The 12863-nt window shown below is 52.3% G+C and carries 16 protein-coding genes; 13 read left to right on the top strand and 3 right to left on the bottom strand.

Annotated features, from left to right (window positions below; genetic code table 11):
- From NQH49_RS07910 to NQH49_RS07900, 3 genes are all read left to right on the top strand, one after another.
- Positions 1–330: a hypothetical protein gene (locus NQH49_RS07910; protein WP_256696227.1), complete on the top strand. Its 330-nt coding sequence runs from the start codon at positions 1–3 to the stop codon at positions 328–330.
- Between the two features lie 61 nt (positions 331–391).
- Positions 392–943, top strand: coding sequence for a hypothetical protein (locus NQH49_RS07905; RefSeq protein WP_256696226.1), 552 nt, complete (start codon positions 392–394; stop codon positions 941–943).
- A gap of 150 nt (positions 944–1093) precedes the next feature.
- Positions 1094–1342, top strand: a complete 249-nt coding sequence (locus NQH49_RS07900) for a CsbD family protein (protein ID WP_007891510.1) — start codon at positions 1094–1096, stop codon at positions 1340–1342.
- Between the two features lie 33 nt (positions 1343–1375).
- Here NQH49_RS07900 and NQH49_RS07895 read toward each other — a convergent pair whose 3' ends face one another.
- Together NQH49_RS07895 and NQH49_RS07890 are read right to left on the bottom strand one after the other, a co-directional pair.
- A complete protein-coding gene (locus tag NQH49_RS07895) occupies positions 1376–1573 on the bottom strand; it encodes a hypothetical protein (protein WP_256696225.1) in 198 nt (65 codons plus the stop codon).
- Between the two features lie 100 nt (positions 1574–1673).
- The gene (locus tag NQH49_RS07890; RefSeq protein ID WP_256696224.1) at positions 1674–1871 is read right to left on the bottom strand and encodes a DUF6404 family protein; all 198 of its coding nucleotides are present in this window, start codon (positions 1869–1871) and stop codon (positions 1674–1676) included.
- Positions 1872–2075: 204 nt separating this feature from the next.
- Here NQH49_RS07890 and NQH49_RS07885 point away from each other — a divergent pair, with 204 nt between their 5' ends.
- From NQH49_RS07885 to NQH49_RS07875, 3 genes are all read left to right on the top strand, one after another.
- Complete coding sequence (locus NQH49_RS07885; RefSeq protein ID WP_256696223.1) at positions 2076–3332, top strand: mechanosensitive ion channel family protein; 1257 nt, start codon at positions 2076–2078, stop codon at positions 3330–3332.
- Between the two features lie 134 nt (positions 3333–3466).
- Entirely contained in the window at positions 3467–3826 is a 360-nt protein-coding gene (locus NQH49_RS07880; RefSeq protein ID WP_256696222.1) for a GtrA family protein, read from the top strand.
- Entirely contained in the window at positions 3823–4734 is a 912-nt protein-coding gene (locus NQH49_RS07875; RefSeq protein WP_256696221.1) for a glycosyltransferase family 2 protein, read from the top strand. Before NQH49_RS07880 ends, NQH49_RS07875 begins: the two co-directional genes overlap by 4 nt.
- 88 nt (positions 4735–4822) lie before the next feature.
- Here the strand turns inward: NQH49_RS07875 and icd are convergent, their stop codons facing one another.
- Positions 4823–6073 (bottom strand): NADP-dependent isocitrate dehydrogenase, encoded by a 1251-nt coding sequence (icd, locus tag NQH49_RS07870; RefSeq protein ID WP_008108175.1) that lies wholly within the window; start codon positions 6071–6073, stop codon positions 4823–4825.
- A gap of 101 nt (positions 6074–6174) precedes the next feature.
- Here icd and rluE point away from each other — a divergent pair, with 101 nt between their 5' ends.
- From rluE to phoQ, 7 genes are all read left to right on the top strand, one after another.
- Complete coding sequence (rluE, locus tag NQH49_RS07865) at positions 6175–6843, top strand: 23S rRNA pseudouridine(2457) synthase RluE (protein ID WP_372340021.1); 669 nt, start codon at positions 6175–6177, stop codon at positions 6841–6843.
- A 30-nt stretch (positions 6844–6873) separates the two neighbouring features.
- Positions 6874–7347 (top strand): NUDIX domain-containing protein, encoded by a 474-nt coding sequence (locus NQH49_RS07860; RefSeq protein ID WP_256696220.1) that lies wholly within the window; start codon positions 6874–6876, stop codon positions 7345–7347.
- 42 nt (positions 7348–7389) lie between these two features.
- A complete protein-coding gene (mnmA, locus tag NQH49_RS07855; RefSeq protein WP_008103001.1) occupies positions 7390–8502 on the top strand; it encodes a tRNA 2-thiouridine(34) synthase MnmA in 1113 nt (370 codons plus the stop codon).
- 36 nt (positions 8503–8538) lie between these two features.
- Entirely contained in the window at positions 8539–9180 is a 642-nt protein-coding gene (hflD, locus tag NQH49_RS07850; protein ID WP_176970282.1) for a high frequency lysogenization protein HflD, read from the top strand.
- Positions 9181–9224: 44 nt separating this feature from the next.
- Positions 9225–10601: an adenylosuccinate lyase gene (gene purB / locus NQH49_RS07845; RefSeq protein ID WP_256696219.1), complete on the top strand. Its 1377-nt coding sequence runs from the start codon at positions 9225–9227 to the stop codon at positions 10599–10601.
- A gap of 102 nt (positions 10602–10703) precedes the next feature.
- A complete protein-coding gene (phoP, locus tag NQH49_RS07840) occupies positions 10704–11372 on the top strand; it encodes a two-component system response regulator PhoP (protein WP_256696218.1) in 669 nt (222 codons plus the stop codon).
- A gap of 3 nt (positions 11373–11375) precedes the next feature.
- The gene (phoQ, locus tag NQH49_RS07835) at positions 11376–12836 is read left to right on the top strand and encodes a two-component system sensor histidine kinase PhoQ (RefSeq protein WP_256696217.1); all 1461 of its coding nucleotides are present in this window, start codon (positions 11376–11378) and stop codon (positions 12834–12836) included.
- The last annotated feature ends 27 nt before the right edge of the window (positions 12837–12863 follow it).

Here is a 12863-nt window from a genome sequence, read left to right as displayed (position 1 = left end):
ATGTGGCGAATCACGGTTGTACTCACCCTTTTAGTTTTAGCTGGCTGCAGTTCCGCACCGAAAGGTGTCGACTGTCCAGGCGAAGTGTCGACGATTTATGGACAATCGATGGGCAATACGCAGGCGCGCATCTTTGATTTGGTGAGCGCCTTCGCCGTCTCGCGCGATGGGGTAAAAGTGCAAAGCGGTACGCTGCACTCCACCGATCGCTTTCAGTACGTGCCTTCGGCCATCACCGCTGAGGGCCTCTACGCGCAACGGCTGTCGGATAAACAGTTCCGCCTGATCAATCCCTATCAGAACACCATGATCACCTGGACGTGCCCATAAGCCGTGCGTCGCAGTGCGAGATGGTTTATTGTCTGACCATCTCACGCTGCGGACCTGCCTGATGGAAAAGAGTCTGGATAACAACGGTTATATCGATTTCCCCTTCCCGGCCAGTACTAATGCGGATGGCTCGGTGAATCCTTGTGGATTCGACCTGACGCTGGAGACCGATCGTATTGATGAGATCACCGCCGGTAAACATTCCGAAAATATGCGGCGTCTGCTGGAAGAGGTCAATCTGCAGGAGGGCTTGTTTATGACGCTGGCCTGCGACTGGCAGCAGCGTGACGACGGCGTGTGCGGGTTTGTTGATGTGGCGTTCCGCCCGACAGTGACAGGTTTCGACGCTGAAGAGACGCAAGGTCTGGATCAGGCATTTGAGATCTATTTGAGCCGACAAGAGAAGCAGCACAATATGCAGAGCGGCACACTGATCAATTACGCGCGTGCCGTACTCGATTGGGGTTGGTCACCGCTGCAGCAACGCCACATGCGCTATGAAAAAGTGACTTTGCGCTATTACTGCCAGCAAGCTGAAGATGCCGAATGGTGTTTTGATCATCTACGTCACTTCCTTGTGAGCTGGTATCCGGCTTATCGCGGAAAGCCCTAAGTTCAGACTATTGCGTTCCCGCCTTTCTGCTGCGCGCAGAATTTTTGCTCACTGCAAACTGCTGTTACAACCTTTACCGCTGCGTCATTTGCTGCATACAGTTTCTCTGACTACGCTTTACAGGACATTCACCACGATCAGGGAGTAATTATGAGCGACAAAGCGGAAGCAAAATTGAATGAAGCGGCGGGTGCCGTTCAGGAAAAATTTGGCGAATTTACCGGTTCACGCCGTCAGCAAGCCAAAGGCGCAGCGCGTCGTTACCCGGCTCAAGCCAGCTATGCGGTTCAGGATGCAGCGGATTGTGTGGTGAAATCGGTACGCGATAATCCCGCGACCGGCCTGGCAGTTGCAGCCAGCATTGGTGTAATTGTTGGTTTTCTGCTCGGACGTAAGTAATCCGTTGAAACGGGGCCGTGTTGGCCCCGATTTCTATTGATGGTGTCCCACATCCTCAGTCCGCTCTTTGATATGTTCATCCGGCGTTTCGGCAACATCCGCCACGCTGCTGCCTCCCTTCAAATGACGCTCGTGTTGTGTCGGCAAATTAACCTCGCCCGCTGGCAGTTGCGCACAGGCACCCAATGAAAGTAGTAGGAAAAACCACGCCGCTACACTCTTCTTTCCCATTATTTATTTCCAGCAGACTGATCTAAGTTGACTCAGATTGCCGGAAAAAGTGCAAATCAGCGTCAACGTCCCGCAAAGCTATGTGGGCAGTTGTGTGCAATCAAACTTGCGCGCGCCGTGCTTTGTATCGTGCAACCATGGTCATCAGCGCCTGGTAAATTAATCCAGCATACAAGCTCATCACGATCACCATGCCGATCTCTTTGCCCTGCGCCTGCCACGAAACAAACCACATAAAGATGCCCCACAACAGCGAAAACAGTAGCCAGCCTTTAACGAACTTGATTACACCTTTCATACCACCTCCTCAATCGTAAGCGCTGAAGATAACGGTTTAGTCTTTAATGCACACCGCCGTCAGCACGTTAATGTTAACTGATTCAAACTTCTGCGAAAGGGAATGTAAACCAGCGATGGTGTAGACTATTGCGCACGCGTGGCATATCGCCATTGGTGCATTTATGTTTGAATTCCCGCCAACACTGTCCGACATGTGGTTGAAATGAATTATTTAAGCAAGATTCAAGGTTTTATTGAGAGCAACACGGTGCTGTCGGCCGCTTTTAGTCTGGTATTACTGATGTTTGCCGGCATGATCGCCCACCTGATCTGTAAATTCTTTATTGTAAAGGTGGTGAGGAAGGTGTTCTTCAGCACGCACAAGAATCAGGTGCCGCTGGATAAAGACGTCAGGCTGTCGGAGAAGCTCTCTAACTTTATCCCGGTGATCACGGTTTATTATCTGCTGCAATTTATGCCAGATTTACCAGAACATCTGTTGATCGCGATAAAGACCATCTGCGGTATTCTGTTCTTCGTCTATTTATCGCTGTTTTTTACCGAAGTGCTGGAGATCGTTAATAACTCCTATTCGAAAAAAGCCAAACGCAAGAATCACTCGATCAAAGGTTATATTCAGGTCGGCAAGATTCTGGTGCACATTATTTCGGCGATCATGATTCTGGCTATTATGTCGAATAAATCGCCAGTGATTATTATCTCGAGTTTGGGAGCGGTAGCCGCGGTGTTGATGTTGGTGTTCCAGCACACGCTGATGTCGCTGGTGGCCAATATTCAGGTGTCATCGAACGATGTGTTGCAACTCGGCGACTGGATTGAGATGCCGGATAACGGTATCAGCGGCGAAGTGATCGATATCGCGCTGCATACCATCACCATTCGCAACTGGGACAATACGCTTTCGCGCATCCCAACCAAAAATTTCCTCACTGAAACCTACACCAACTGGCAGGCGATGTTCTCCTCCGGCGCGCGACGCATTATGCGCAGTTTCCATCTTGATCAAATGTCGATTCGCTTTCTCGATCACGATATGGTGCAGCAGATGAGCCAAATTCGCGGTGTCAGTGAGCAACTTTCGGCGCTGATGGATGGTCGCGACAGCAATGCAGTGGGCGAACGCTGGTTTGCCGAAAACGGCATCACCAATCTGACGGTGTTTCGTAAGTACCTGACGGCGTGGCTGTCACAGCGCGACGATATCAAGAAAGATATGTATATCGTGGTGCGCGCCATGAAGCCCTCGCCAGAGGGCTTGCCGGTGGAAGTTTATTGCTTCACCTCGTCAGTGCTGTGGGTGGATTACGAGGATTCTCAATCAGCCATTTTTGAGTATATCTACGCGATTGTCGGTCACTTCTCGCTGCGGATGTATCAGCAGCCGGGCGGCAGCGATTTTTGGCGGCTCTCGCAGGAACGGGCTCAGCTGGTAAAACCCAGTGAGCAGCAAGTCGACTAAACAAAACCGTAAAAACTATTATTTTTTACGGCTGGAAGAGTGAAACGGATATTTTCCAACTATAGTTGTCTTATATTTGAATTTTTAATTTCCAGCTACTTTGAACAAAGGTGCCATATCGTATATATTTCAATATGATAAAATTATTTTCCCGCTTTTTTTCAGTTGGCATCATTAATACTCTGATTCACTGGGGGGTGTTCGCAGCGCTATATGCTCAAAACATGCCTCAATGGTTAGCTAATCTGGTTGCTTTCGCTGTTGCTGTAACATTCTCTTTCTTTGCTAATGCACGCTGGACGTTCAAAGCTGAAGCCACGCCCACTCGCTATATTATCTTTGTCTGTTTTATGGGTACCATGGCCGCAGGCATTGGTGGCTTGGCCGATCATATGCAGAGTAATCCGATCATTACGCTTACGTCGTTCTCGGTATTAAGCCTGATTCTCGGCTTCATCTATTCAAACTTTATTGTTTTTAGGGTGAAAAATTGAAAATTTCTCTGGTCGTTCCCGTCTTCAATGAAGAAGACGCAATACCGATATTTTATCGTGCGGTCAAAGAAAAACTCTCTGCATATAATCTAGAGATCATCTTTATTAATGATGGCAGCACTGACAAAACAGAGCAGGTCATTAAGTCTCTCGTGGCTGTTGACGAATCAGTATTAATCATTAATTTTATTCGAAACTTTGGCAAAGAAGCCGCCCTGCTCGCAGGACTTGAACATGCTACCGGTGATGCAGTAATCCCTGTGGACGTTGACCTTCAGGATCCCATTGACGTCATTCCCTTGCTCATCAGCAAATGGCAGGAGGGTTGGCCAATTGTGTTAGCAAAGCGCGTCGACAGAAGCAGCGATAGTCAGTTTAAACGCAAAACAGCTACCTTGTTTTATAAGCTTCACAATAAAATTAGCTCACCAAAGCTTGAAGAAAATGTTGGAGACTTCCGTTTACTGTCGCGGGATACAGTCGAAAACATCAAGCTATTGCAGGAACGAAATCTATTTATGAAAGGGATTTTAAATTGGGTGGAGGGTGATGCCGCTATTGTAGAATATAGTCGTTCCGTTCGCATTGCAGGACAAGCGAAGTTCAACGGCTGGCACCTTTGGAACTTAGCGCTGGAAGGACTGACGAGCTTCTCAACATTTCCATTGAGAATATGGACCTATATAGGTTTTTTTGTAGCTCTCTTATCTTTCCTTTATGGAACATGGATGATTATTGACAAGTTAGTATGGGGTAACTCTGTAGCAGGCTATCCGTCATTACTGGTATCAATTCTTTTCTTAGGCGGCATTCAGTTGATAGGAATCGGTGTATTAGGGGAATATATTGGAAGAATCTATATAGAGACCAAGCACAGGCCGCGATATATAAAAAAATCAAATGATTAAAATTTTATATGAACTGTGAATCTCATACTATTTTAAATGAAAAACGGGAGCCATTGGCTCCCGTTATGCTTTCTGCCGGAGTGGCAAATTACATGTTGTTGATGATCGCGTCACCAAACTCTGAACATTTCAGCAGTTTAGCGCCGTCCATCAGACGTTCGAAATCGTAGGTCACGGTTTTGTTAGCGATAGCGCCTTCAACACCTTTAACGATCAGGTCAGCCGCTTCGAACCACTCCAGGTGACGCAGCATCATTTCTGCTGACAGGATTACTGAACCTGGGTTCACTTTATCCTGACCTGCATACTTAGGTGCTGTACCGTGCGTTGCTTCGAACAGGGCACATTCGTCACCGATGTTTGCGCCTGGTGCGATACCGATACCGCCAACCTGTGCCGCCAGGGCATCAGAGATGTAGTCACCGTTCAGGTTCATACAGGCGATCACGTCGTATTCAGCTGGACGCAACAGAATCTGCTGCAGGAAGGCATCCGCGATCACGTCTTTAACGATGATCTCTTTACCGGTGTTCGGGTTCTTGAACTTCATCCACGGGCCGCCATCGATCAGCTCGCCGCCGAACTCTTCTTTCACCAACTGGTAGCCCCAGTCTTTGAAAGAACCTTCGGTGAACTTCATGATGTTGCCTTTGTGAACCAGGGTCAGAGAATCACGATCGTTGGTGATGGTGTATTCCACTGCTGCGCGTACCAAACGTTTGGTACCCTCTTCCGAGCATGGCTTAACGCCGATACCGCACTGCTCAGGGAAGCGAATTTTCTTCACGCCCATCTCTTCGCGCAGGAACTTGATCACTTTATCCGCTTCTGGCGTGCCCGCTTTCCACTCAATACCGGCATAGATATCTTCTGAGTTTTCACGGAAGATCACCATGTCGGTTTCTTCAGGGCGTTTAACCGGGCTTGGGGTGCCTTTGTAGTAGCGAACCGGACGCAGACACACGTACAGATCCAGCTCCTGACGCAGCGCAACGTTCAGAGAACGAATACCGCCGCCAACGGGCGTAGTCAGTGGGCCTTTGATGGCAACGCGATATTCTTTGATTAAATCGAGGGTTTCCTGCGGCAGCCAGACGTCCTGGCCGTAAAGTTCTACTGATTTTTCACCAGTATAAATTTCCATCCAGGAAATTTTACGCTCGCCGTTGTAGGCTTTCTTCACAGCGGCATCAACCACTTTCAACATTACCGGGGAAACATCAACACCGATACCGTCACCTTCAATGTAAGGAATAATCGGGTTATTCGGAACTGTAAGTTTTCCCTGAGCCAGGGTGATTTTTTGACCTTCCGCCGGAACAACTACTTTGCTTTCCATCAACCTCTCCTTCGAGCGATTTTTTGTTAATGATTTGTAAGATGCGGGTCAATACTACTTGATTATTTCCGCTACGCCAATCACCGTAGTTTCGCGCTATAATGCGCCGAATGTTTCTGACTGCAAAGCCCATGCGAAAAACTTCTCAACGAATTCACCAGGATAAGCGTGCGAACGCCCCAGCACGTAAGCCCGTGCGCCGTGATACCCGTCCGAAAGGCCCAAGACGCGTCATACTCTTTAACAAACCCTTCGATGTTTTGCCGCAATTCAGTGATGAAGCCGGACGCCGCACGCTGAAAGATTTTGTGCCGGTAGGCGATGTTTATGCTGCGGGCCGCCTCGATCGCGACAGTGAAGGATTGATGATTTTGACCAACGATGGCGCGCTGCAGGCCGCGCTGACGCAGCCCGGCAAGCGCACCGGAAAGGTCTATTTCGTGCAGGTGGAAGGTGCGCCGCAGGAATCGGATTTATCCCTGTTACGCAACGGCGTGACGCTCAACGATGGCCCAACGTTGCCGGCAGGCATTGAGTTAGTGGACGAGCCAGAGTGGCTGTGGCCGCGCCAGCCGCCGATTCGCGAGCGTAAGGCGATTCCCACCAGCTGGCTGAAAATCACCCTGTTTGAGGGCCGAAATCGCCAGGTACGGCGCATGACGGCCCACATCGGTTTTCCGACGTTGCGCCTGATTCGCTTTGCGATGGGCGAACATCAGCTAGGCGATTTGCCGCCGGGTGAATGGCGCGATATCAGCGCAGCCATTTAATAACTTTTAGTTAACAATTTCGGAGGAAGGATGTTTAAACCTCATGTAACGGTCGCCTGCATTGTGCAGGCACAGGGACATTTGCTGGTAGTCGAAGAGCGCGTCCACGGTCGTATTACCTGGAATCAGCCCGCCGGGCATCTTGAGGCCAATGAAACCCTGCTCGAAGCCGCGCAGCGTGAATTGTTTGAAGAGACCGGCATCGACGCCCATCCCGAATATTTCCTCGGCGTGCAACAGTGGATTGCCCCGGACGATACACCTTTTGTGCGTTTCCTGTTTGGCCTCGATCTGGCCGAAAAAGTTGAAACCTCGCCGCACGATCGCGACATCGATTGCTGCTGGTGGCTGCCGCCAGAGCAGATTCTGACGGCAAATCGCCTGCGTTCACCGCTAGTGGCAGAGAGCGTGCGGCTGTGGCAACAAGGCGAACGTTTTCCGCTGCATCTGGTCGCGCCGTTCCAGTGGCCGTTTCATGAGGGTGCGCGCCCCGCTTCTGCATGATAGAATGCGCCGCCTGTTTTTATCGTAATTTAAGAGTGCGTCATGTCTGACAACAGCCAGAAAAAAGTGATCGTCGGAATGTCCGGCGGCGTCGATTCTTCCGTTTCCGCCTGGTTACTGCAGCAGCAGGGCTACCAGGTTGAAGGCCTGTTCATGAAGAACTGGGAGGAAGACGATGGCGAGGAGTATTGCACCGCCGCCGATGATCTGGCTGACGCACAAGCCGTGTGTGACAAACTCGGCATAAAACTGCACAAAATCAACTTCGCCGCTGAGTACTGGGATAACGTGTTCGAGCACTTCCTGGAAGAGTACAAAGCGGGCCGCACGCCGAATCCCGACATCCTGTGCAACAAAGAGATCAAGTTCAAAGCCTTCCTTGAGTTCGCGGCGGACGATCTCGGCGCAGATTTCATCGCCACCGGCCACTACGTGCGCCGCCAGGATGTGGACGGTCAAAGCCGCCTGCTGCGCGGCCTCGACGGTAACAAAGATCAAAGCTATTTCCTTTACACGCTCAGCCACCAGCAGATTGCGCAAAGCCTGTTCCCGGTTGGCGAACTGGATAAGCCGGAAGTGCGCCGCATCGCTGAGCAGTTGGATCTGATCACCGCCAAGAAGAAAGATTCCACCGGTATCTGCTTTATCGGCGAGCGCAAGTTCCGTGACTTCCTTGGCCGCTATCTGCCTGCCCAGCCGGGTGAAATCGAAACCGTTGACGGCGAAATCGTCGGTGAACATCAGGGCTTGATGTATCACACGCTCGGCCAGCGTAAAGGCCTCGGTATTGGCGGTCGTAAAGAGAGCAACGACGATCCCTGGTATGTGGTCGACAAAGATGTGGCGCGCAATCGTCTAATCGTGGCGCAAGGCGGCGAGCATCCGCGCCTGATGTCTGTAGGTTTGATTGCCCAACAGCTGCACTGGGTCGATCGCCAGCCGATTACCGCCCCGCTGCGCTGCACGGTGAAAACCCGCTATCGCCAGACCGACATTCCGTGTGAAATCATTCCGCACGGCGACGACCGTATTGAAGTCCGTTTTGACGAGCCGGTTGCGGCCGTCACGCCAGGTCAATCTGCCGTGTTTTATCTCGGTGAAGTGTGCCTCGGCGGCGGCATTATCGAACAACGCCTGCCTCTGGCAGAAGCCTAAGGTCGGCGCTGCCCGACGCGATGACAGGAGTTAAGCGTGGCTAAGAACTATTATGAGATTACACTGGCGCTGGCGGGCGTATGTCAGGCGGCCCATGTGGTGCAACAGCTCGCGCAGCAGGGACATTGCAATAACGCGGCACTGAACGTGTCGCTACGCAGCCTGATCGATCTCAATCCCGGTTCAACGCTGGCGGTGTTTGGCAACGACGAAGCCAATTTGAAGGTTGGATTAGAGACCTTAATGGCGGTGCTGAACAGCAGCAATCGTCAGGGCGCCAGCGCAGAACTGACGCGCTACACCTTAAGCATGATGGTGCTGGAGCGTAAGCTGCACGGCAATAAAACGGCGATGAACACGCTGGCACAGCGCATCGGCCAGCTTGACCGTCAGCTGGCACATTACGAACTGGAATCGGACACCATCACCAGCGCGATGGCGGGCATTTATGTCGATGTGATTAGCCCGCTGGGCCCGCGCATTCAGGTGACCGGTTCACCGCAGGTATTACAGAATTCACAAGTGCAGAGTAAAGTGCGCGCCGCCCTGCTGGCCGGCATTCGCTCTGCGGTGTTATGGCAGCAGGTTGGCGGTGGCCGTCTGCAGCTGATGTTCTCGCGCCAGCGCTTGCTAAGCGAAGCCAAAACCATTTTATCCCGCCTGGGCCCGGCGTATTAAGCGCCGCCCCGGCATAATTGTTAAACGATTCAGGAGTTGCACTGATGGAATTATCCTCTCTGACCGCCGTTTCACCTGTCGATGGTCGTTACGGCGATAAAGTCAGCCCACTGCGCGCCATTTTCAGCGAGTTCGGTTTGCTGAAATTCCGCGTTGAGGTTGAGGTTCGCTGGTTACAAAAACTGGCTACGACTGTAGAGATCAAGGAAGTTCCTGCATTTGATGCCGACGCAAACGCTTTCCTTGATGCCATTGTCGCCAATTTCAGTGAAGAAGACGCGGCGCGTATCAAAACCATCGAGCGCACCACCAACCACGACGTCAAAGCCGTGGAATATTTCCTGAAAGAAAAAGTGGCCGATGTCCCTGTCCCTGCGCTGCATGCGGTGTCTGAATTCATCCACTTCGCCTGTACCTCCGAAGATATCAACAACCTGTCGCATGCGCTGATGCTGGAAACCGCACGTCGTGATGTGATCGTGCCGTTCTGGAACAAACTGATCGATGCCGTTAAAGGTCTGGCGCAAGAATACCGTGACATTCCGCTGCTGTCGCGCACCCACGGCCAGCCAGCAACGCCGTCGACCATGGGTAAAGAGATGGCAAACGTGGCGTATCGTCTGGAGCGCCAGTTGCGTCAGCTGAGCAAGATTGAAGTGCTGGGTAAAATCAACGGCGCGGTCGGCAACTATAACGCTCACATCTCGGCTTATCCGGAAGTGGACTGGCACCAGCTGAGCGAGCAGTTCGTCACCTCGCTGGGCATCACCTGGAACCCGTATACCACGCAGATCGAACCGCACGATTACATCGCTGAACTGTTTGATTGCATCGCGCGTTTCAACACCATTCTGATCGACTTTGATCGTGATATCTGGGGCTACGTCGCCCTCAATCACTTCAAGCAGAAAACCATCGCCGGTGAAATCGGTTCGTCTACTATGCCGCACAAAGTGAACCCGATTGACTTCGAAAACTCCGAAGGCAACCTCGGCCTGGCGAACGCGATGATGCAGCATCTGGCGAGCAAACTGCCGGTTTCACGCTGGCAGCGCGACCTGACCGACTCCACCGTGCTGCGTAACCTTGGCGTGGGCATCGGTTATGCGTTGATCGCCTATCAGGCCACACTGAAAGGCATCTCTAAGTTGGAAGTGAACCGTGATCGTCTGCTGGACGAACTGGATCACAACTGGGAAGTGCTGGCAGAGCCGATCCAAACCGTGATGCGTCGTTACGGCATTGAAAAACCGTACGAGAAGCTGAAAGAGCTGACGCGCGGTAAACGCGTTGATGCCGCAGGCATGCAGACCTTTATCGATAGCCTCGAACTGCCGGAAGAGGAAAAAGTGCGCCTGAAGCAGATGACGCCAGCCAACTACCTCGGCCGTGCGATTCAGATGGTTGATGACCTGAAGTAATGCATTAACCAGGCGCGCTTAGCGCGCCTGGTTGTTCTATGGTTTAGTTGGCTTCGCATATACTCTTTCCATCATCACTACGTTGGAAGCTAAGGAAATACTATGCGTGTACTGGTTGTGGAAGATAATGCGCTGCTGCGCCATCACCTCGCCGTGCAGCTGCGTGACATGGGCCATCAGGTCGATGCCGCAGAAGATGCCAAAGAAGCGGATTATTTCCTGCAAGAACATGTCCCTGACATCGCGCTGGTCGATCTCGGTTTGCCGGACGAAGATGGCATGTCGCTGATTCGCCGCTGGCGCACCGATGCCGTTCGCCAACCGATTCTGGTATTAACCGCTCGCGAAGGCTGGCAGGCCAAAGTGGAAGCGCTGGAAGCCGGTGCCGACGACTACGTGACCAAGCCGTTCCACATTGAAGAAGTGGCTGCACGTTTGCAGGCGCTGATGCGTCGCAACAGCGGTCATGCATCGCAAATTATCTCTATGCCGCCGTTCCAGGTCGATCTCTCTCGCCGTGAACTGACGGTGCAAGACGAACCGGTAAAACTGACCGCCTTCGAGTACACCATTGTCGAAACCCTGATTCGTAACGCCGGTAAAGTGGTAAGCAAAGATTCACTGATGCTGCAGCTCTATCCGGACGCCGAACTGCGCGAAAGCCACACCATCGACGTGCTGATGGGACGTCTGCGCAAAAAAATTCTCTCACTCTATCCGACCGAAGTGATCAACACCGTGCGCGGCCAGGGCTATCGCTTTGATCTCTGATTTATGACGTGGTTACAACGCTTACGCCCCTTCTCACTTCGCGCCCGTTTCCTGTTGGCGACGGCCGCGATCGTACTGTTTTTGTCGCTCTCCTACGGCATGGTCGCCGTGGTCGGCTACGTCGTCAGCTTCGATAAAAATACCTATCGCGTGATGCGCGGCGAGAGCAACCTGTTCTTTACGCTGGCGCAGTGGCACGACAATCAGCTGACCATTGGTCAGCCCGAGCGCATGACGCTCAATTTCCCCACGCTGGTCTTTATCTACGATGAACACGGCAAACTGCTGTGGCAACAGCGCGATGTGCCAGACATCCGCAAAAAGATTCGTCGTGAATGGCTGCTCAAGCCCGACTTCTATGAAATCGACACCAGCAATCGCACCAGCATGGCGGCGATGGGCAATAACTCGCAGGCGAAAGAGCGACTACACGCGCTGGATAGCGACAGTAATGACACCTTTACCCATTCGGTCGCGGTCAATCGCTACGATGCCACCACCAACTTACCGGCGTTAACCATTGTGGTGGTCGATTCGATTCCGCAAGAGTTGCAGCATTCCGATGTGGTGTGGTCGTGGTTCAGCTATGTGCTGGCGGCGAATCTGCTACTGGTGATTCCGCTGCTGTGGCTGGCGGCACACTGGAGCTTGCGGCCGATTGGCGATCTCACTTCGCAAGTGCGCGAGCTGGAAACAGGCCAGCGCGAGAATCTCGATGACAATCCGCCACAAGAGCTACGCAGCCTGGTGCGCAATCTTAACCTGCTGCTGACCAATGAACGCCAGCGCTACACGCGCTATCGCACCACCCTTTCGGATGTCACCCACAGCCTGAAAACCCCGCTGGCGGTGCTGCAAAGTACGCTGCGATCGTTACGCAATGGTAAAGAGTTAACCATTGAGCAGGCCGAACCGGTGATGCTGGAGCAGATCAGCCGCATTTCACAACAGATTGGTTATTACCTCCATCGCGCCAGCATGCAGGCCGATCACAATCCTCTGCAGCGCGATTTGCATTCGGTGTCGGCGCTGCTCGACAGCCTGTGTTCGGCATTGAATAAGGTCTATCAACGTAAAGGCGTGGCGATCACGCTGGATATCTCGCCGGAACTGACCTTTATCGGCGATAAAAATGACTTTATGGAAGTGCTGGGCAACGTACTCGATAACGCCTGCAAATATTGCCTCGAATTCATTGAAGTCACCGCGCGCCAAACCGACAACACCTTGCATCTGTTTATTGATGATGACGGCCCCGGCATCCCGGAAAGCAAACGCGATCTGATCTTCGTGCGCGGTCAGCGCGCCGACACCTTGCGCCCCGGCCAGGGATTGGGCTTAGCCGTGGTGCGCGATATCCTCGAACAGTACGCCGGTCAGGTGATTGCCACCACCAGCCCGCTCGGTGGCGCGCGCATGGAAGTCATTTTCCAGCGCCAGGAAGTCGAGCATCACCGCGAGTAGAAAGGGACGCGGGCTGTTATACTTGCC

The organism is Pantoea trifolii, from assembly GCF_024506435.1.
Lineage (GTDB): Bacteria > Pseudomonadota > Gammaproteobacteria > Enterobacterales > Enterobacteriaceae > Pantoea > Pantoea trifolii.
Note: the sequence above shows the minus strand (reverse complement) of the source record. Positions and strands in the feature narration are given on the sequence as shown.